Consider the following 20,324-nt stretch of genomic DNA (forward strand, 5'->3'; position numbering starts at 1 on the left):
TAGTTAAGAGCATTTATTCATAGACTAGAACAAAAGATTTAAGAATTCCGTGAATAATATTTTCAATTTCAGAAATTTCACAGGGTGTGCTGATATAATAGGTATGTGCATTTTCTTGGAAGGCATAATGATTGGTAATTAAATATTGAAAAGTAGTTAAGTTTGACTGAAAGGCTGGATCACAGTTTGAGAGGCTGACAATATTAATATTGCTAGAAAATAAATTGATCAGCATTGCTTCGATATAGAGCTTCCTATTTTTTTCTTCATCTAAAAAAAGATAAATAGTAATTTGTTCAATCGGTTCGATTTGATTTGCCATGATAATTTGGCAAAGTGTATAGGCAATAACAGGGCGTTTTTGAGCGGAATCTGTATAAACTTGTGTCAAGGCAAGGCATTGCTTATAGAGTTTTTCTTCATAAAAAATTGGTTGATTATAGGAGAGAAGATCATCAATGATGCTTGTTTGAGCGAAATCATTCAATATATAAACATCATTTAAATAGCAGCTGAGAACATCTAAAAGAGTTTCATCTTGGATATTTAAAAATTGGCGACAAAGGGCCTTGTGTGTCTTATTGAACAAATAATGTTTCTGTCGTTGTAGTTGAAAGTGAAGACTATCCTTGCAGTAAACATGTCCTTCTTTAAGCATGACGGTAAAAAAAAACAAATTCATCTTCTGGAAGGTCATGTAGCTGAAAATATTGTTTAGTTAGTCGAGCGATTTGCTTTTTGAATAACTCATAATCGTCACAGCGAACAATGCCTTCTCGTTGCTTATCACTCAGGTGAATTGTGTGACCTAGAGATAAACGTTTAACCGAGACCTTGAAGCGATATAGAATTTTGTTTGCGTCATAGGAAGCAATATAAGAAGGAAATTGTTCTTTTAAAGAAGCAATAAAGTCATCATAAAAAAATAAGTCATTTACAAAAATGGGGTATTCTCGACTAAAGTACAGTAATTTGTTGTAAAAGTTGCGGATATTTAATTCGCTACCTGTAAGGATAAGTGGATTGTTCTTCAGTTTAACGGAATAGCTACAGAGCAAATGATTTAGGGCCTTTAAGTATCTAGCATACGTGGATTCAGAGAAGAAAAAGGTGGTCAAGATTTTAGTTACATCCAACTTGTCGTGGCTGAAAAGATGCTTGAAAATAAAAAAACTAGGTTCTTCTTGGATGATTTTCAGCATCAGTTGATATTTGTTTTGGGGAGAGCATGTGTAAAAAACTTTGTTTAATTCAGTTGTTTTTATAATCGCATCAGGTTGTACATCGGCAAAATAAGAAAAATCTTTTCGAATAGTTTCTTTTGAAACGGCTAATTTGTCAGCAAAAGTTTCGATATCTTTAGGTTCGGTGGATAGTTCTTTTAGTAACCGAACTTTTCGATGATTGCTTTTGTTGATGAAAAAATCAATTAAAAAGTTATTCATAATTTATCACCCTTAGGTTGAGATATCTTTCTATACAATACCATTTTCCTATTAAATTAAACTGGCAAAATTTTTTCCTGTAGACTAATTATTGACAGTATTTTTAAAATCTTACTGATACGGTGATTAAATCTATTTTAAAATTCACTTTAAATTGATAGATAATGAAAGGAATTGACGGAGGACGTTTGTTAGAAGAAAATGGAAATGCAAGCTTCTATCAAGTACACTTGTTGCAGGAATTCTTAGAAAGATTATTCACTTGATAAATGAAGATGGGCAAAAAAATAAATAAGAACAGAAATCAAGAAACTAAACCATGTTTTAATGGAAGTTCTGACATTCCTGTTCTATTTTAGCGATTCATGAACTTTTACTTGTTTGGCTTAACTTCCATTAAGAAAGTATCTACAATTTCTTCTCGTTTCTCAAGGAAAAGGGGATTGTTTCGAGTAGGATGAATCCGATTTGAAAGTACAACTAGCCCGTGCTGCGTTAAAGGATCAAGAACAATAAAAGTTCCCGTAAAACCCGTATGATACAGAGCAAAGTGATCTTGGATTTTTCGCAAATCAAAGCCAATACCTCGGTCGCGATTCAAACTTGGCGTGTAGTTTTCTCGGATAGCATCCAAGCTCTGTCTCGAAAAAAGTGGCGCTCCATCTTTAAAAAGAAAAGCCTCCGCAAATAAAAGCAAATCATCAAGTGAGGAAAATAAACCAGCATGTCCTGTATTTCCACCAGCAATAAACGCTTTATGATCATGAACGATTCCAGTGATCAATCCTCGTTTGTCTGAGAGTTCAGTCGGAACAGAGCTCTCTGGATCGGCTGAATAAAAGCTTGTTTGTTTCGTGCCAAGCGGTCTTAAAATGTTTTGTTCAATTTGCTTTTCGAAAGGTTCTGGTACAAGCGCCTCAATTAAATAGCCAAGCAGTAAAAAGTTAATATCTGAGTACTCCACAAATTCTTTTGCTGGCTTTACTTGTTCCGCAGAATAGACGTAACGCTTGACATCACTTGGCTTTTCAATCACAAAGTGAGGAACGCTTTTAGGCAAACCCGATGTGTGAGTAACAAGATCGAGAATCGTGATTGTTTCGTGCTTGAAACGAGGTAAATAATTACTAAGCGTATCGTTCCAGTTGAACAAGGCTTTTTCATGTAGTTGAACCAGTCGAATAGTTGTTGCAAGTACCTTCGTTAAAGAAGCTAAATCATACAGATTCGATGTCGAAGGAAGTAATGGCGTTTTTTCAGGCACCCAGGTTTTATCGCCTAAAACAGCTGTTTGGGTGGATTGCGGAGTTAAAATGGCAAAACTCACCCCTGGAGCGGTTTTCTCATGAACTAATTGGTGTAACAAGTTGGTTGTTTGTTTAAACATAAATAAGCCTCCATTCACTGGTTCATTCAAAATAATAGCCATCTGGATCAAATGAATTTGATAATCTATCGTGAGGCCAATGCTTCCTTTTTTTCTTTATTTGAATTTTACGGTACAATAAAAATGATTGTTTCTTGCCCGTTTATTTCATTAATTGTGGTTTACTTAACAAATTAACCTCATTATCACAAATCAGTAGGGGAATGTCAATAACAGAAAAAGGTGTGGTAGAAGTGACAGAAACAGAAGCCGAAACACTTGTGACACCAGCAGAACTGGTGGTGCTTGCTAAAAAACGAAGCGAGTCTTTTCGACTAGAAGGTTTTGTTCCTGGGCAAGGGAAAAAGACAGCTAAAATCATGTTTGTAGGTGAGGCGCCGGGAGAAACGGAAATTCATAATTTGATTCCTTTTAGTGGACGAGCAGGTGATGAATTGATGCAATTCATGGAAATTGCTGGCCTTACAAGGGAAGATGTCTATATTACGAGTGCGGTGAGAAGTAGACCGTATCGTTACGGGGAAAAGAAAGATCGGAAAACAGGTGAAATGATCAAACGACGTTATAACCGTACGCCGACGCAAAAAGAAATTTACGCGCAGGCGCCTGTTCTGGATTTTGAAATTCAAGCCATTCAGCCCAAGCTAATTATCACGCTTGGCAATATTGGCTTAAGACGATTGCTTGGAAAAGAAGCTGGCGTTTCTGATTTACATGGTCAGCTGCTCGTAAAACCCATTCAAAAGCTTGCTTCGCTTGATGAAAACCGGTTTGAATGGACAGAAACATGCTATACGATTATTCCTACTTTTCACCCAGCAAGTATTTTTTATAATCGGAAACTATTACCGCAGATCAAAGCGGATTTTGAAGCAATTGGTTCATATGTAAAGGAGTATTTAAGATGAAATTTGTAGTTGTTGGCTCTGGAATTGTCGGGGCAAGCGCCGCTTATCACCTGGCAAGAAATGGTCATTCTGTGACAGTTATTGACCGGAAAGATGCGGGACAAGCAACGGAACACGCGGCGGGAATTATTTGTCCGTGGGTCTCAAAAAGGCGGAACAAAGTTTGGTACGAGCTCGCCAAAGCGAGCGCCAAGTTTTATCCGGAACTCGATCTTGAGCTTGCGGATTTAGGACTTGTTTCTGGATATAAACAAGTGGGGACGCTTTGCTTGCGGAAAGAAGGGAAAAGTCTTGATGCACTTTATGAACTTGCGATTGAACGTAAGGAAGAAGCGCCCGAGATGGGAACGATCGAAAAGTTTCCCCCAGAAGAAGTGAAAGAGCGCTTTCCACTCGTTCGAGAAGGGTATGGCGCCGTTTTTCTAAGCGGCGGAGGCAGGAGTAAGGGAGCACTTGTCCGGGATGCATTACTTGAAGGAGCTAGCCTTTACGGAGCACAAATTATTCACGGCAATGCAGCTTTAGATGAAAAAATCAGGCTAACTGTGGATGGGCATAGAATGGCTTATGACAAGCTGCTTCTCGCAAATGGAGCATGGCTCAAACCGTTTCTGGCAAAGGCGGGTTACGCGGTTGATTTACTAGCTCAAAAAGGGCAGCTGCTTTCGCTTCACTTTGAAAGCTTGAAGATGGATGATTGGCCGGTTGTCTTGCCGCCTGCGTCGAAATCCATCGTTCCTTTTGATGGCGGCCAGTTGTTGCTTGGTGCAACCCACGAAAAAGAAGCTCAGTTTGATCTCACGCCGACGAAGGAGGCGCAGGAAGAGATTTTAACTGAGCTCGAGCCGTTTATACAGTTTAATGAGTCGCCAAGTGAAATGACGCTTTCTGTTGGAACACGGCCGTATACGTCGGACTTTACTCCGTTTATCGGAGAATGGCTCCCCAATCAAGTTTTTCTTGCCAATGGGTTAGGGGCTTCGGGGCTAACGACGGGACCTTTTGTCGGGAAACTGTTAGCGGGACTTGTGGCAAATGAGGCTGCTTCGTTCGATCTTGCGCCATTTGATCCGAAAAAATATATCGAAAAACGTTAAACAAGCGGATTTTTATTTTCATCTAGTGTAAATCCTTCTCCCATCACATCATGGACGGTACTAACAGAAACGAAAGCATGCGGGTCAACGGATTCGATGATTTGTTTTAATTGAATGATTTCATTTTTAGCAACCACGATGTAAAGCACATCTTGATCGAGCTTTGAAAAGCCGCCTCTTCCTTCGAGAATGGTAACACCTCGGTTCATCATTTGCATGACATGAGCGGCAATTTTTTCGTTGTCTTTGGAGATGATCATGGCACCTCTTGCGGCGTAAGCTCCTTCTTGAACAAAATCAATGACGCGTGAACCGATAAATACGGCGACAAGCGTGTACATGACTTGGCGAATGTCAAGGTAAGAAATTGAAGCAGTAAGGACGATCGCGTCAAATAAGAAAAGTGTCCGCCCCATGCTGATGCCTTTTTTATAATTTAAAAGTTTGGCGATAATGTCACTTCCGCCCGTCGTCCCTCCGTAGCGGAAGACGATCCCAAGACCAATCCCAGTGAATCCGCCGGCAAAGAGGGTGACAAGCAGTAAGTCAGCATGTAGATCAAGTGTAAAGGGAATTCGCTGGAAAATCCATAAAAAGAGTGACAAACTAAGCGTACCGACTCCTGTATAGACAAACGCGCGGCTTCCAAGGACGCGCCAGCCAATCAAAAAAAGCGGAGCGTTGAGCAGAATATTGGTGTAGGCAGGGTCAATGTGCAGAAAGTGGAGCAAAATGAGGGTGATCCCTGTGAGGCCACCTTCACCAAGCCCATTTTGAATGTTAAAATTAACAAGTCCAAAAGCATAAATGGCTGTCCCGAGCATGATAAAAAGGATATTTTTTAAACGAATTGTTTTAAGCATAGATTTCTCCTTTCTCGGTCTTTGATAGACGTTATTTATGTAGGTTAGGTATAATAAGAACAGAATGCAGGGTTCACTTTTTTAGTGTACCATAAATGAAGGGGGAATTTACGTGGCAAAGACTATTCAAGAGATGCAAAAGGAAGTCGATCAGTTCATCGGTCAGTTTAAAGAAGGGTATTTTTCACCGCTTGCGATGATGGCTCGGATTACAGAAGAAACAGGCGAGCTAGCACGTGAAATCAACCATTATTATGGCGAAAAGCCGAAGAAAACCTCTGAAGGAGAAAAATCGCTCGAAGAAGAACTAGGAGATTGCTTGTTTGTTTTAACGTGCATGGCAAACTCTTTAGATATCGATATGGAAGAAGCTCATGACAGAGTGATGCGCAAATTTAAGACGCGTGACAAAGATCGTTGGACGAAAAAGGAGGAAAATGAAAATGATTAAAGTAGCGGTATCTGGTTTTAAAGGAAGAATGGGCAGTGAAGTCGTGCGAACGGTTCTCGCTGAAAATGATATGGAACTTGTAGCGGTACTAGATCACGAGCCAACTGAAAAAAATATCGCCGAACTACCTGAGTTTCACGCAGAAGATGTTCCGGTTTATGGAGATCTCAAACAATTATTGCAAGAAGCAAGCCCTGAAGCGGTTGTTGATTTTACGACGCCAGCTTCCGCTTATCAAAATACGAAGACGATCATTGAACACGGAGTTCGAGCAATCGTTGGAACAACTGGATTTACGACTGAACAAATTGAGGAGCTAACCAAACTTGCCGAAGAAAAACAAACCGGAAGTTTAATTGCACCGAACTTCGCAGTGGGAGCGGTTTTAATGATGCAATTTGCTGAAAAAGCAGCTCGTTACTTTCCAAATGTTGAAATCATTGAATTGCATCATGACCGTAAACTTGATGCGCCAAGTGGAACAGCAGTGAAAACAGCAGAAATGATCTCCAAAACACGTGAAAAAATCGAACAAGGCCATCCAGATGAAAAAGAAACACTACCGGGTGCGCGTGGTGCCAATTTTGAAGGCATGCATATCCACAGTGTTCGCTTGCCCGGCTTAGTTGCCCATCAAGAGGTACTATTTGGAGCTGCTGGACAAGGACTTACCATCCGTCATGATTCCTACGATCGCGTTTCGTTCATGTCAGGGGTTACGCTTGCGATCCGCAAAACGGCGGAATGGAAAACGCTGATTTATGGTCTTGAAAATATTTTGTAAGGAATTCTTTTAGGACAGGAGAAAACCATGGATCTCATTTTTAAAAAAGCACTTCCCGTACTAGAAACTTTAGAACAAGCAGGTTATGAAGCTTATTTCGTTGGCGGAGCAGTGCGCGATTATTTGCTAAAGCGTGACGTAAACGATGTCGACATTGCGACTAGTGCTTTTCCTGAAGAAGTGAAGCAGTTATTTCGCAAAACTTATGATACCGGGATAGAGCACGGGACGGTCACGGTTCGGCTCGGCGATGAACTATATGAAGTCACGACTTTCCGAACAGAAGGAAAATATGTGGATTTCAGAAGACCGAGTGAAGTCAAATTCGTTCGTTCGCTCGAGGAAGATTTGCTCCGGCGGGATTTTACCATGAATGCTATTGCGATGGATAAATCGGGAAAACTGCATGATCCTTTTTCGGGAGAATTAGCGATTTTGCGACGGGAAATTAAAGCGGTTGGAGAGCCTGAGCACCGTTTTAGAGAAGATGCTTTACGGATTATGCGGGCTGTTCGCTTTTTAAGTCAGCTCGAATTTACCTTGGAAGAAAAAACGAGACAAGCTTTGAAAAAAGAAGTTAGTTTGCTTGCGCATACGGCTGTTGAACGGATTCGCGTAGAATGGGTCAAGCTTGTTCAGGGAAAAGGACGCGTTTGCGCATTTAAGCTAATCATTGAAACTTGCATGGAACGCTATTTGCCAGGTCTTCTGGACAAAAAGGAGGCGCTCGCCAAACTAGCAAGTTTCAAGTTTCCTGAAAAACCAAGTGAAGATTTAGTGTGGCTAAGCCTCGTGCTTGCTGTACACCCGGATTCGGTTCGAGCCTTTTTAAGGGCTTGGAAGTTGTCGAATCAGCAAACCAAACGAACAGAACAAGCTTATGCATTAATACAAGAAGAGAAGCCGTGGACGAATTACAAGCTGTACCAAGCACAAATTGAAGGGATTCGTCTTGTGGAAAGCGGGAAGGCGTTAATCGGGCAAGAAAACGATCTACAAGTGGCACTTGCAAACTATGAGGCGCTTCCGATCCATGCCCGGTCAGAAATGGCGATTGATGGACGTTTTTTGATGGCTTTTTATGAAAAAACAGGCGGCCCGTGGCTTAGCGAATTATTAATAGAAATCGAACAGAAAATTGTTTCTGGGGAGCTTCAGAATCAAGAAGAAGCAATTAGGAGGTGGCTTTTAGATGGCAAATCAGAATCGTGATAAACTGTTGGCGCTTTTTTCGAAGCACGTGGATCAGTTTGTATCCGGAGAAGAAATTGCGCAGCAGCTAGGAATTTCACGGGCAGCGATTTGGAAACACATGGAAAATCTCCGTAAAGAAGGGTTTCAAATTGAGGCGGTCAGAAATAAAGGCTACCGATTAGAAAAATTTGGCACGCTTTTCTCGAAAGATAGTTTGCTGTTAGGGCTTGAAACGGAATTTATCGGCCGCACGTTATATTTTTATGAGGAAGTGACTTCAACGCAGCTGATCGCCCATGAAAAAGTAAATAACGGCGCACCAGAAGGAACGGCGATCGTGGCTGACTTTCAAAATGCTGGCAAAGGAAGGTTAAAGCGAGACTGGCTTTCAAGCCGCGGAGAAGGGATCTTTACGAGTGTGATTTTGAAGCCGGATATTCCGATTATGGAAGTGCCACAGCTTACCTTTATTGCTTCACTCGCGGTTTCAGAGACGGTTCAAAAGCTTACGGGGCTTGCGGCGAGAATCAAGTGGCCCAATGACATTTACATTGGAAAACGGAAGATTTGTGGTGTGTTAACGGAAATGCAAGCAGAAGCAGAAACGATTCACGCGGTTATCATCGGCATAGGGATTAACGTGAATCAAGCGGCTTTTCCAGAGGACTTGAAGCAAAAAGCAACATCTCTTCGAATTGAAGCGGGACAAGTCTTTTCACGAACAGAAATCATTCAGGAAATTTTTAAGCGGCTTGAAAAATATTATAAACTATACCTTGAACAAGGATTTGCGCCGATTAAGTTACTTTGGGAAGAGCAAGCGATTCCTTTTTCAAAGCGGATTCGAGTGAGCACGCTAAAAGGTGTGATTACTGGGAAAGCCGAGGGGATTTCGGATACGGGGGTTTTATTTGTTCGGGATGATGAGGGTGTGCAGCACGCGATTTATTCTGCGGACATTGAATTCGAAAATTAAGGATTCAAAATGCTTTTTTTGCAGGAAATGAGGGGGGGAAAACTGGAAATTCCAAAAAAGGTGGGCTTGAAATCCGCCTTTTTTCTTTTTTTCATTTGAACTGATTTCCGGTATAATCCAAATGAGGAGGTTTGATATGCGAAAATCTATCCAGCTACTGCTAGTTTCGCTGGTCGCTTTGCTTTTACTGGGAGCATGCGGTTCATTTTCTGAATCGGACAAAGCAGCAAATGAAAAGGCAGAGCAGACTGAGAAAGCTGGCAAATCATTTTTGAATCCGATCGGGACGAAAAAATTTCAACAGATACAGCTTGACAAACAGGAGAAAGTAGTTTACATTGGGCGACCAACTTGTCCAGATTGCCAAGCCTTTCAGCCAATTTTACAAGAGGTCTTAAAGGAAAATAACTGGGGAAAGCTTGATTACTACAATACTGACCGAGCTAGTGAAACGAATCGTAAAGCCATGATTAGTGCTTTAAAACAAGTTAAAGTTGATTCAGTTCCTACATTGATTGCTTTTAAAAATGGAAAAATAATAGATATTTTCCATGGAAATGACTCCAAAAAAGAGCTGACAAATTGGCTCAGGAAAAATTTGCCATAAAAAAGCAATACTTTTTTGATAAATTTTCGCTTCTTCCTAATAAAATTCATTTTTTCGTCACAATTTATCCGCTTAAGAAGTGCTAAAATAGGGATGAGTATTTTATTTTGAGGGGGATGAGCGAGATGGAGCAGCCGTACATGCGAAAGGAAGAACGCATGGCGCTAGCGAGAAAAACGCTTGAAGATATTTTCAAGCAAGACCCAAGTGAGGCTAGAACTTTTTGGGAGATTGTTCGACAAAGTGAAAATTTGATTGATGAATTAAGTTTTGACTTGTTGAAGCAAGCAGAAGGTGAAGAGGAAAATACGAAAGAAAAAGATTCGGGGAGTAACCGTCAAATTATTCCTTTCCCGCCTAAAGAAACAAAGTAGCACCGATCCTTTGGTCGGTGCTTTTTCTTTGCGCGCTAAACTTTAAGGGACTTTAAAAATGTGATAAGATAGCAGATGAAGCTGGGCGAATTGATTGTATTCCAAAGGAAACGATACGGTCCCACTTTAAAAGATGAATTTTTTGCCGTGATTCGACATTCGAACATGGACGAAAGGATGAAAAAATGAAGAAACCGATTGATTTTTTAGAAATGAAGTCGTGCTCTGAAAAGATTGTGATGATGACGGCTTACGATTATCCGTCAGCGCGGAATGCAGAAGCAGCAGGGATGGATATGATTCTCGTTGGTGACTCGCTTGGAATGGTGGTACTTGGGTATGAATCGACCGTTCCTGTGACACTTTCTGATATGATTCACCATACAAAAGCTGTAAAACGAGGAGCGCCAGATACATTTGTTGTGAGCGATATGCCTTTTATGAGTTATCATGGTTCAACAACTGAGACGCTTCAAAATGCACGTTTGCTTATCCAAGAAGGTGGCGCGGATGCGATTAAACTAGAAGGAGCAGGTCTTGTCACGGAGCAAATTCGTTTTTTAACAGAAGCAGGAGCTCCAGTTGTGGCGCATCTCGGCCTTACTCCGCAAAGCGTTGGGCTTACTGGGAGCTATAAAGTCCGCGCAAAATCTACGGAAGAAGCGAATGTGTTACTTCGCCAAGCAAAGGAAATCGAATCCGCAGGAGCTATTGCACTTGTTCTCGAAGCTATCCCGAAACAGTTAGCTGAAAAAGTCACAGAGACGCTGACGATTCCGACTATTGGCATCGGAGCAGGCGCAGGAACGGATGGCCAAGTACTTGTGTATCACGATATTGTTGGATACGGGATTTCGCGCCGAGCGAAATTTGTCAAAGCTTATGCAGAAGTAGACCAATTGATTGAACCAGCGCTTGAAGCGTATGTGGCCGATGTAAAGACGAAAAAATTCCCTACAGATGCTCATTCGTTTACGATGAAAGAAGAAGAGCTCCGAGGTCTTTATGGGGGAGGAAAAGCGTGATGCAAGTTGTTCGTTCGAAGAGAGCGTTAAAAGCTATACTCTCTCAGCAAGTAAACAAGATCATTGGTTTTGTACCGACGATGGGTTATTTGCACGAAGGCCACCTTGCTTTGATGAAAAAAGCTCGCTTAGAAAATGAATTTGTTGTGGCAAGTGTCTTCGTAAATCCGACACAATTTGGTCCAAGCGAGGATTTAGAGGCTTATCCGCGTGATGAAGAAAAAGACCAAAAACAAAGTGAACGTGCAGGGGTGGATCTTTTATTTATTCCCTCAGTGGAAGAGATTTATCCAAAAGACGTGAGTGCTCAGATAAAAGCTGTTCAAGCTGTTGATGTTTTGGACGGGAAGGCACGCCCGGGGCACTTTGATGGAGTCTTGACGGTGCTTTTAAAATTATTTATGCTCGTTCAGCCAGATCGTGCTTATTTTGGGCAAAAAGATGCGCAACAAGTTGCGGTGGTTCAAAATTTTGTTTCCGACTATTTTTTACCGGTGAATATTCGTGTAGTTGAAACGGTGCGAGAGCCAGATGGACTTGCAAAAAGTAGCCGGAATGTTAATTTGCTCGAAGAAGAACGAAAAGAAGCTCCTGTGATTCATCAAGCACTTTTAGCTGGGAAGGCTCGTATTTTGGACGGCTGCCAAAATGAAAAAGAAATTTTGGATGCGGTTCGGGAAGTGCTTCGTGCAGCTACTTTGAAACTCGATTATTTAGCACTTTATAGTTATCCAGATTTTAAACCCGTTACGGATTTTACAAAACCCATCATTCTTGCTATCGCCGTGCAGTATGAAAAAGCGCGTTTGATAGATAATGAAATTGTGCGAGTAAGCGGAGGTGAAACGAATGCTACGAACGATGATGTTTGCTAAAATTCACCGCGCAAAAGTGACGGAAGCTAATTTAAATTATGTGGGAAGCATTACGATTGATGCGGATTTACTGGAAGCAACGGGGCTTTTACCAAATGAGCGGGTTCAAATTGTTGATAATCATAATGGAGCACGATTTGAAACGTATATCATAGAAGGTGCACGTGGAAGTGGTGTGATCTGTGTGAATGGTGCCGCAGCAAGGCTCGTCGCTCCTGGAGATACGATTATTATTATGGGTTACGCAGAGATGGAAACGGAAGAAGCAAGAAAACTCGTTCCGAAGGTGATTGTACTGGATGAACACAATCAAATTGTGGAAAGGCTCTATCAGGAATTGCCGGAAGCAACACTCGAATAAAAATACGGCGGATCGGGTTTTAGGAAGGTGAAGAAAATGAAAAGCAGATTGAAAAAATATGTGGTGGTCGATCTTGAAACAACGGGAAATCAAGCTTCTAGAGAAGATCGAATCATCCAGTTTGCAGCTGTAATGGTAGAAGATGGGAAAATTGTTCAGCGCTTTTCAACTTTTATTAACCCAGAAAAACCGATCCCGCCGTTCATTAAAGAACTTACGGGGATTGATTCGAGTGATGTTCAAGATGCACCACTTTTTGAAGATGTAGCGGAAACGATTTATGCCCTACTAGAAGGAACCATTTTTGTGGCGCACAATGTTTCGTTTGATTGGACTTTTTTGCAAAAGGAAATGCTTCGAATCGGAATGACGCCACCTAAGATTCCGCTTCTTGATACGGTGGAATTAGCGCGGATTCTATATCCAGAAATTGATAGTTACAAGTTGCAGGACCTCGGAGATGAATTTGACTTGGCGCATGAAAATCCGCACCAAGCAGATAGCGATGCGGAAGTCACGGCTCTTTTGCTCATTCAGTTGCTGGCCAAACTAGAACGTTTGCCGCTTCCGCTTGTTGAAAAATTAACGGCTGTTTCCAGCCCACTAAAAAATCACTTGCCAACGCTTTTATTTGAAACCGAAATGAAAAAAGGAAAGCAACGCGAGGAAATTCCAGCTCATTTGTTTGTTTATCGTGGCCTTGTATTGCGCAAAAAACAGTTACCGAAAAATCAAGCCAAAAAAGTAGATTCCGGCCGAACTTTCCCGCAAGAAGTAGAGGAAAAGCAAGCCTTGTTAAAACAAGCGGGAACACCGCTTTATGCAAGAAACGGCCAGTTTGAAATGATGAATTTGGTGTACCGTGCGATGGTGGAGAAAAAACACGCTTTGATTGAGGCAGGAACAGGGATCGGGAAGTCTTTGGGTTATTTTTTGCCGGCTCTTTATGTAGCCAAGGACAGACAAGAACCGGTTTTAATTAGTACATATACGAACGCTTTACAGACACAACTCTTTGAAAAAGATGTTCCGCTTGCGAGAAGCCTTGCAGGCATGGATGTTCAAGCGGAAGTTTTAAAGGGACGTGAGCATTATCTTAATCTTTTTAAGTTCGAGCAACTCTTGAATGAATCCGATCCGCAATATGACGTGGTTGTGACGAAAATGAAACTTTTGGTTTGGTTGTCTGAAACGGAAACTGGGGATATTGATGAAGTCAATTTATCGAGCGGAGGCGCACTTTTCTGGAACCGCTTGAAACACACGGGTTGGTATTTACCAGAAGGAGATGATCCGTTTATTCAACATGATTTTTATAAATTTAGTGTTGAAAAAGCGAAACGGGCGGATCTTTTGATCGTTAATCACGCGCTTCTTTTGGCCGATCATTTTCAAGCAAGAAAAATTCTGCCAGACTATTCGGTTGCGGTCATTGATGAGGCACATCATTTTGCGGAGAGTGCTCGCGAGAAAAAAAGCTTTATTTTGTCTTATCGCAAAGTCAAATATTTCCTAAACCAACTAGGGACACTCGAAAAATATTCGCTCCTTAGCCGGCTTGCTTTTGTATTTCCAGGAGAGGAAAGTTTATTTGATTTAAATATTGCGCAAGTGAAGTTAAACGAGGCAATTGAAAGCTTTTTTACGGAGTTACATGCCTTGCTTGTAAGTACAAAAAAAGCGGATACGAAGCTTGTTTTGATCGAAAATCAAGAAGTGGTGCATTTCACGGAAACGCTTCGCTATGCAGCGGATAACGTGGCCGTACTTTTCCATGAAGTAGAGCGACATTTAAGCAATTTGCTTGAAAAGGGACGAGCTGAAGCGCCACTAAAAGAAGCAGAAACAGCTTTTGTGGAAGAAGTCTACTCGTTTTTACTTGACTGGAAAGCGATGAGTGACGAATTTAAGCGGCTTGAAGTGAAGGGCGAAGAAGTGATGACGATTACGCTTGAGTCGGACAAAAACCATCATGTTTCAAGTTTGCGGATCATTGGTTCTTATATGACGCCAGAAGAGGCCTTAAAAGAAGCTTTCTTTTCCAAAAAGGAAAGTGTCATTTTAACGTCGGCCACACTTTCTGTAAACGGCAAGTTCTCCTATATAAAAAAAGAACTCGGGCTTAGTGAATTAGAATTAATTGAAGCGCAAATTCCGTCACCGTTTAATTATGCAGATCATGCTCGCGTCTTGATTCCAAGCGATATGCCCCAAATTAAAGGGACGCCCGTTCAAGACTATACGCGAATACTTGCGGATTATTTAACAGAAATGTTATTGATTACAAAAGGAAAAATGCTTGTACTTTTCACTTCGCATGAGATGCTGCGCCTCGTTTATAGCTATTTGAAAGAGCGGCAAGAACTGGAAGAATTTATGATTCTTGGACAAGGCATTTCAAGTGGGAGTGTCAACCGCTTAACGAAGCAGTTTCGTCAGTTTGACCGAGCAGTATTGCTTGGTACAACAAGCTTTTGGGAAGGAATCGACATTCCAGGTGAAGCCCTTAGCTGTCTTGTGATTGTTCGCTTGCCATTTGCGCCACTTGATGATCCTTATACAAAAGCGCAAATTGATTTGCATAAAAAGCGTGGCGAAAATGCGTTTCAAACTTTTTCACTTCCGCAAGCTGTTTTGCGTTTCAAACAAGGATTTGGCCGTTTGATTCGGCGAGAAACGGATCGAGGCATAGTCGTGATTTTTGATAATCGTGTTGATACAACAAGTTTTGGCCAGAGTTTTTTAAATTCCATTCCGGCTGTAACGGAAATCAAAGGTGAAAAATCAATCTTGCTAGAAGAAATGACGAACTTTTTTAAGGAAGAAGAGGAATAACACTTCAAAAGTCAGTTTTGAATTGCTATAATAAGAACATGTTTAGCATTCTTCTGCCGAATGTTCGGCAATTTGAAGAAAGAAATGAGAGGAATATGTTGCGAACAAGGAAGAAACGTAGAGTTTTACCTATAATTCTGATTCTACTTGCGGTTGTTATCGTCCTTTTTCTAGCGGGGATTTGGTTTTTAAGTTATTCTGAAAAGCCGCTTAAAAAAGAAGAAGCGACAGCGCTTTCCCGGATTGAGGGAAATGTAGATTTAAAAAAACAAGATCAATTTTATCTTTATAATGGAACGAAAGAAACTTACTATGTGTTGACTGGTGAAAATAAAGCTGGGAAAAAAATCATTGTCTGGGTTCCGAAAAAGAAATCGGGTGAAATCTTAGTGAAATATGCTTCCGATGGCATTTCTGAAAAGAAGGCACGTGAAATCGTTAAAGCGAAGAAAAATCCAGCCAAGATTTTAAAGGTAACGCTTGGAATGGAAGAAGGCATTCCACTTTGGGAAGTTAGTTACTTGGATAAAGATGATCGACTAGGTTATTATGACATGTCGTTTAGCGAAGGAAAATGGCTACGGCAAATTGAAAACTTATAGATGGAAGAAGAGTTCGAATTGGAGGAGAGAAAGATGAAACAGCCTTTGTCAAACCGTGTAGAACAAGTTGCCCCATCCCCAACGCTTTTTATTACAGCAAAAGCTAAAAGGATGAAACAAGAAGGTATTGATGTAATTGGGCTTGGAGCAGGAGAACCAGATTTTAATACGCCTGAAAATATTATTCAAGCGGCTTATCGCTCTATGGAAGAAGGGCATACAAAATATACGCCTTCGAGTGGGATTAAGGAATTAAAAGATGCGATCTGTAAGAAGTTAAAGCGAGATCAATCACTTGATTACACAGAGGAACAAATTTTTGTAGGGACTGGGGCGAAACATGTCCTTTATTCTGCATTCCAAGCAATTATCAATCCAGGCGATGAAGTGATCATTCCAGTTCCGTATTGGGTCACTTATCCGGAACAAGTCAAACTTGCTGGAGGCGTTCCGATTTTCGTAGAAACGGGTTTTGATCAAGACTTTAAGATTCTTCCTGCTGATTTAGAAAAAGCCATCACTCTGAAAACAAAAGCCATTGTGTTAAATTCCCCCAACAACCCAACAGGGATGAGTTATTCGCCTGCTGAACTGAAGGCACTTGCAAAACTCGCTATTCAGCATGATCTTTATATCATTTCGGATGAGATTTATGAAAAACTGTATTATGGAGATCCAGCTGAACTTGTTTCAGTGGCTAGTTTTGGTCCGAAATTTTATGAGCGGACGATTGTTGTGAATGGGGTTTCAAAGGCTTATGCGATGACAGGTTGGCGAATTGGCTATGCAGCAGGTCCACGTTCTGTTATTGCGGCTATGGGGAAACTGGCTGACCATATGACAAGTAATCCAAGTGTGAGTGCTCAGTATGCAGCGCTTGAAGCATACGAAGGCAGTCAAGAAGTGCCTGAAAAGATGTATCAAGCGTTTGAAGAGCGAATGAAACGCTTTTATCCACAGCTTGAAAAAATTCCTGGGTTTAAACCTAAAAAACCGGATGGCGCTTTTTACTTTTTCATTGAAGCAAAAGAAGCTGCCGAACAAAAAGGATTTGATTCCGTGGATGATTTTGCGGAGGCACTGCTCAATCAAGCGCTTGTTGCTGTGATCCCTGGATCTGGATTTGGAATGCCAGATTATATCCGATTATCTTATGCAACAGATCCAGAACTTTTCCAAACTGCGTTAAACCGAATTCAAGATTTTATGATGAAATAGGGAGTGTAAATGGTGAAAATAACAATCAATCAAGCAAAAGATTATGTCAATCAAGAAGTGACAATTGGCGTTTGGCTTGCAAATAAACGGTCAAGCGGGAAAATTGCTTTCTTACAAATGCGCGATGGTACCGCTTTTATGCAAGGTGTTGTCGTAAAAGCAGAAGTCGAAGAAGAAATTTTTCAGCTTGCTAAAAGTATGACGCAAGAAACGAGTTTTTATGTTACGGGAACAATCCAAGAAGATACACGTTCACCGTTTGGCTATGAAATGGCAGTGAAAGGAATTCAAGTCATCGCAGAAGCACATGACTATCCGATTACGCCAAAAGAACATGGAACTGAATTTTTAATGGATCATCGTCATTTATGGCTACGTTCTAATCGTCAACATGCCATTATGAAGATTCGGAACGAAATTATCCGAGCTACTTACGAATTCTTTAACCGTGAAGGCTTTATTAAAATTGACCCACCGATTCTAACGGGCAGTGCGCCAGAAGGGACAACCGAGCTTTTCCATACGAAATATTTTGAGGAAGATGCTTACCTTTCACAAAGTGGTCAACTTTATATGGAAGCAGCGGCTATGGCCTTTGGGAAAGTTTTCTCATTCGGTCCAACTTTTCGGGCTGAAAAATCCAAAACACGCCGTCATTTAATTGAATTCTGGATGATCGAACCAGAAATGGCATTCTATGAATTAAAAGATAGCTTAGAAGTACAAGAAAATTATGTGGCTTTCTTGGTGAAATCAGTGCTTGATCACTGCGCACTTGAACTTGAACGACTTGGGCGTGACACAACAGTGCTTGAAAAAATGATTGCACCATTCCCGCGCATCACCTATACAGATGCTGTTAAATTATTAAAAGAAAAAGGCTTTGATGATATTGAGTGGGGCGAAGACTTCGGGGCACCACATGAAACAGCGATTGCGGATAGCTTTGAGAAACCGGTTTTCATCACACATTATCCGAAGGGAATCAAACCATTTTATATGCCAGAAGATCCGGAGAATCCAGATGTAGTGCTTTGTGCCGATCTTATTGCGCCTGAAGGTTACGGAGAAATTATTGGCGGTTCCGAGCGGATTCATGATCTAGATGTTCTTCTTGAACGCATCAAAGAGTTTGGCTTGGATGAAGAAGCATATAGCTGGTATATTGATCTTGCTCGTTATGGCTCAGTTCCGCACTCAGGTTTTGGACTTGGTCTTGAAAGAACGGTTGCTTGGTTAACAGGGGCGGAACATGTTCGTGAAACTATTCCATTCCCACGTTTACTAAACCGTCTGTATCCTTAATAGAAAAAATAGTTTCGAAAAGCAAGGGCTATAAATTGCCTTGCTTTTCTTTTTTTCTTGCCTAAAAAATCATTTTGACCTAGATTTTCTTATTATTCGGGTCTATGCTATAATTTGGATGAGGTGTTTAAGATGGATCAAAAATTAACGAGAGACTGGATTGTAGAAGGTGTTGTATCCCTTCCACAAGTGGTGATGCGCCACTATGCAGCGCTTCAAATGAATGAGACGGAGCTCGTGCTTATTTTGCAAATTGAGTCGTTTCGCACGGCTGGGAACCCTTTCCCTTCTATGGAAGAACTGGCGGAACGAATGACGCTTGGAAAAGAAAACGTGATGCGCCTTGTAGAGACGCTTTTTCATAAAGGAATTCTCATGATTGAACAAGAAAAAACAAATGGAATGCTTACAGAACGTTACTCACTCGCGCCACTTTATCATAAATTAGAAGCGTATTTGGAAAATGAAGCCTTGCGCACACAAGTGCAGCAAGAAGAACAAAATGAAATTCATGTGTACCGATTATTTGAATCTGAATTCGGTCGCCCGTTATCACCGATTGAAGCGGAAATGATTTCCGGCTGGCTAGATCAAGACCATTTTGCACCAGCATTAGTTCGAGAAGCGCTAAAAGAAGCCGTTATCGCCCAAAAAAAGAATTTCCGATATATAGATCGTATTTTACTGAACTGGAAAGACAAAGGTGTGAAAACTGTAGAAGATGCGCAGCGTGTGGCAGAGGAATTTCATCAGCATAGCCGCACGGGGTTTTCGAGTACGCCAGGTGAAATCAAAAAAAGTAAAAATTCCATACCGCTTTATGATTGGCTGGAAAACAGAAAAGGGTGACAAACGAAGATGCTGAATAAAAAACAAACCATTTTTTGCATTCAAGAAATGGAAAAAATGTTTCCGAATGCCCACTGTGAGTTAGTTCATAAAAACACGTTCGAACTTTTGATTGCTGTAGTGCTTTCAGCGCAGTGTACGGATGCACTTGTCAACAAAGTAACAGCTTCACTTTTTGAAAAATACCATACCCCGGAGGACTATCTTGCGGTGCCACTTGAAGAATTAGAAGGTGATATTCGCTCGATTGGTTTGTATCGCAACAAAGCAAAAAATATTCAAGGCTTATCTCGTCGCCTGATTGAAGATTTTGATGGTAAGGTTCCAGATACGCACGCAGCGCTCGAAAGCTTGCCTGGTGTTGGTCGCAAAACGGCTAATGTGGTTTTGTCTGTCGGGTTTGGAGTTCCTGCGATTGCTGTTGATACGCATGTAGAACGTGTTACAAAGCGGCTCGCGATCTGTAGATGGAAAGATTCTGTTCAAGAAGTAGAAGAGACGCTTAAACGAAAATTGCCGCAAGAAATGTGGTCGCAAGCGCACCATGATTTGATTTTCTTTGGACGCTATCACTGTAAGGCAAGAAAACCAGAATGTTCAACTTGCCCGTTACTTTCGATTTGTCGGGAAGGAAAAAAACAAGCGAAAGCGAGAGGATTTGATGGTTAAGCTTGAATACGCGGAAGAACTCGTTCATGAGGCGTTTCCAGCACCGCTTGTTGAAAGCGACACGCTAGATGCTGATTCGATTTTTGTTAGTGGCGTCCCGTTTTGGCAAGAGCAACTTTTTTACCAAGAAAATGGGGGAGTGAAGCCTTGGGAACTTGACCGGGCTAAAGCTTGTCGCAAACTTGGAAAGCAAATGACTGCTTTATTAGAAAACTTGGATTCGGTTTTGAGAGCGCATGAAAAGCCTGATCCGGCGCTTGTTCGTGATGCACTAGGTCTTTTTTTATCCGTTTTATTTTGGAGTAATGGGCGACCTGTTATGCTTAGCCATCTCGAAGAAGCAGTGGCTGAATTGGAACTAAAACCGCTTAATTGTTATGACAGGTTGAAGTATTGCTTAGAACGCGGGAATACCTTCTTGGGTTTTCGCGGATTAAATGAATTAATGCTAGAACAACGAAAATTAATCGCCAAACAAGGCTAATCAACCGATCAAAAA

General features: G+C 41.2%; 22 protein-coding genes. 18 read left to right on the plus strand and 4 right to left on the minus strand.

Annotated elements, in window-relative coordinates; genetic code table 11:
- Positions 1 to 13 precede the first annotated feature (13 nt).
- The 3 genes from UR08_RS02520 to UR08_RS02530 form a co-directional block, all read right to left on the minus strand.
- Positions 14 to 487 (minus strand): hypothetical protein, encoded by a 474-nt coding sequence (locus tag UR08_RS02520; protein ID WP_133296330.1) that lies wholly within the window; start codon positions 485 to 487, stop codon positions 14 to 16.
- Between the two features lie 163 nt (positions 488 to 650).
- The gene (locus tag UR08_RS02525) at positions 651 to 1,445 is read right to left on the minus strand and encodes a helix-turn-helix domain-containing protein (RefSeq protein ID WP_115752087.1); all 795 of its coding nucleotides are present in this window, start codon (positions 1,443 to 1,445) and stop codon (positions 651 to 653) included.
- Between the two features lie 373 nt (positions 1,446 to 1,818).
- Complete coding sequence (locus UR08_RS02530) at positions 1,819 to 2,832, minus strand: serine hydrolase domain-containing protein (RefSeq protein WP_115752088.1); 1,014 nt, start codon at positions 2,830 to 2,832, stop codon at positions 1,819 to 1,821.
- Between the two features lie 233 nt (positions 2,833 to 3,065).
- On the opposite strand from UR08_RS02530, the gene UR08_RS02535 reads away from it, so the two are divergent.
- Both UR08_RS02535 and UR08_RS02540 read left to right on the plus strand, forming a co-directional pair.
- Positions 3,066 to 3,740: a uracil-DNA glycosylase gene (locus tag UR08_RS02535; RefSeq protein ID WP_420812295.1), complete on the plus strand. Its 675-nt coding sequence runs from the start codon at positions 3,066 to 3,068 to the stop codon at positions 3,738 to 3,740.
- Positions 3,737 to 4,837 carry an NAD(P)/FAD-dependent oxidoreductase gene (locus tag UR08_RS02540; protein ID WP_115752090.1) on the plus strand — a complete coding sequence of 367 codons (1,101 nt, stop codon included), beginning with the start codon at positions 3,737 to 3,739 and terminating at the stop codon, positions 4,835 to 4,837. The genes UR08_RS02535 and UR08_RS02540 overlap by 4 nt, the downstream gene beginning before the upstream one ends.
- On the opposite strand, the gene UR08_RS02545 is transcribed toward UR08_RS02540, so the two are convergent.
- Positions 4,834 to 5,700, minus strand: coding sequence for a YitT family protein (locus UR08_RS02545; RefSeq protein WP_115752091.1), 867 nt, complete (start codon positions 5,698 to 5,700; stop codon positions 4,834 to 4,836). The two genes, UR08_RS02540 and UR08_RS02545, sit on opposite strands and share 4 nt — an antisense overlap.
- A 112-nt stretch (positions 5,701 to 5,812) precedes the next feature.
- Here UR08_RS02545 and UR08_RS02550 point away from each other — a divergent pair, with 112 nt between their 5' ends.
- The 16 genes from UR08_RS02550 (at position 5,813) to UR08_RS02625 (ending at position 20,309) form a co-directional block, all read left to right on the plus strand.
- On the plus strand, positions 5,813 to 6,151 hold the full coding sequence (locus tag UR08_RS02550) for a nucleotide pyrophosphohydrolase (protein ID WP_115752092.1): 339 nt from the start codon (positions 5,813 to 5,815) through the stop codon (positions 6,149 to 6,151).
- The gene (gene dapB / locus UR08_RS02555; RefSeq protein ID WP_240616036.1) at positions 6,147 to 6,935 is read left to right on the plus strand and encodes a 4-hydroxy-tetrahydrodipicolinate reductase; all 789 of its coding nucleotides are present in this window, start codon (positions 6,147 to 6,149) and stop codon (positions 6,933 to 6,935) included. The genes UR08_RS02550 and dapB overlap by 5 nt, the downstream gene beginning before the upstream one ends.
- A 27-nt stretch (positions 6,936 to 6,962) precedes the next feature.
- Entirely contained in the window at positions 6,963 to 8,147 is a 1,185-nt protein-coding gene (locus UR08_RS02560; protein WP_115752094.1) for a CCA tRNA nucleotidyltransferase, read from the plus strand.
- Positions 8,128 to 9,105 (plus strand): biotin--[acetyl-CoA-carboxylase] ligase, encoded by a 978-nt coding sequence (locus UR08_RS02565; RefSeq protein ID WP_115752095.1) that lies wholly within the window; start codon positions 8,128 to 8,130, stop codon positions 9,103 to 9,105. Before UR08_RS02560 ends, UR08_RS02565 begins: the two co-directional genes overlap by 20 nt.
- A gap of 136 nt (positions 9,106 to 9,241) precedes the next feature.
- Positions 9,242 to 9,712: a thioredoxin family protein gene (locus tag UR08_RS02570; protein ID WP_165849936.1), complete on the plus strand. Its 471-nt coding sequence runs from the start codon at positions 9,242 to 9,244 to the stop codon at positions 9,710 to 9,712.
- Positions 9,713 to 9,837: 125 nt separating this feature from the next.
- A complete protein-coding gene (locus tag UR08_RS02575) occupies positions 9,838 to 10,086 on the plus strand; it encodes a hypothetical protein (protein ID WP_115752097.1) in 249 nt (82 codons plus the stop codon).
- Between the two features lie 185 nt (positions 10,087 to 10,271).
- Positions 10,272 to 11,111 carry a 3-methyl-2-oxobutanoate hydroxymethyltransferase gene (gene panB, locus UR08_RS02580; protein WP_115752098.1) on the plus strand — a complete coding sequence of 280 codons (840 nt, stop codon included), beginning with the start codon at positions 10,272 to 10,274 and terminating at the stop codon, positions 11,109 to 11,111.
- Positions 11,111 to 11,986: a pantoate--beta-alanine ligase gene (gene panC / locus UR08_RS02585; protein ID WP_115752099.1), complete on the plus strand. Its 876-nt coding sequence runs from the start codon at positions 11,111 to 11,113 to the stop codon at positions 11,984 to 11,986. Before panB ends, panC begins: the two co-directional genes overlap by 1 nt.
- On the plus strand, positions 11,961 to 12,347 hold the full coding sequence (panD, locus tag UR08_RS02590) for an aspartate 1-decarboxylase (protein ID WP_115752100.1): 387 nt from the start codon (positions 11,961 to 11,963) through the stop codon (positions 12,345 to 12,347). Before panC ends, panD begins: the two co-directional genes overlap by 26 nt.
- 36 nt (positions 12,348 to 12,383) lie before the next feature.
- A complete protein-coding gene (gene dinG / locus UR08_RS02595; protein WP_115752101.1) occupies positions 12,384 to 15,182 on the plus strand; it encodes an ATP-dependent DNA helicase DinG in 2,799 nt (932 codons plus the stop codon).
- Between the two features lie 38 nt (positions 15,183 to 15,220).
- Positions 15,221 to 15,784: a cell wall elongation regulator TseB-like domain-containing protein gene (locus UR08_RS02600; protein WP_420812312.1), complete on the plus strand. Its 564-nt coding sequence runs from the start codon at positions 15,221 to 15,223 to the stop codon at positions 15,782 to 15,784.
- Positions 15,785 to 15,817: 33 nt separating this feature from the next.
- Complete coding sequence (locus UR08_RS02605) at positions 15,818 to 17,002, plus strand: pyridoxal phosphate-dependent aminotransferase (RefSeq protein WP_115752103.1); 1,185 nt, start codon at positions 15,818 to 15,820, stop codon at positions 17,000 to 17,002.
- 12 nt (positions 17,003 to 17,014) lie between these two features.
- Positions 17,015 to 18,307 carry an asparagine--tRNA ligase gene (gene asnS, locus UR08_RS02610; RefSeq protein ID WP_115752697.1) on the plus strand — a complete coding sequence of 431 codons (1,293 nt, stop codon included), beginning with the start codon at positions 17,015 to 17,017 and terminating at the stop codon, positions 18,305 to 18,307.
- Positions 18,308 to 18,439: 132 nt separating this feature from the next.
- Complete coding sequence (locus UR08_RS02615) at positions 18,440 to 19,156, plus strand: DnaD domain-containing protein (RefSeq protein ID WP_115752104.1); 717 nt, start codon at positions 18,440 to 18,442, stop codon at positions 19,154 to 19,156.
- A 9-nt stretch (positions 19,157 to 19,165) separates the two neighbouring features.
- On the plus strand, positions 19,166 to 19,825 hold the full coding sequence (nth, locus tag UR08_RS02620; RefSeq protein WP_115752105.1) for an endonuclease III: 660 nt from the start codon (positions 19,166 to 19,168) through the stop codon (positions 19,823 to 19,825).
- On the plus strand, positions 19,818 to 20,309 hold the full coding sequence (locus UR08_RS02625) for a YpoC family protein (protein ID WP_115752106.1): 492 nt from the start codon (positions 19,818 to 19,820) through the stop codon (positions 20,307 to 20,309). Before nth ends, UR08_RS02625 begins: the two co-directional genes overlap by 8 nt.
- Positions 20,310 to 20,324 lie beyond the last annotated feature (15 nt).

This window comes from Listeria kieliensis (assembly GCF_003369925.1).
Classification (GTDB): domain Bacteria; phylum Bacillota; class Bacilli; order Lactobacillales; family Listeriaceae; genus Listeria; species Listeria kieliensis_A.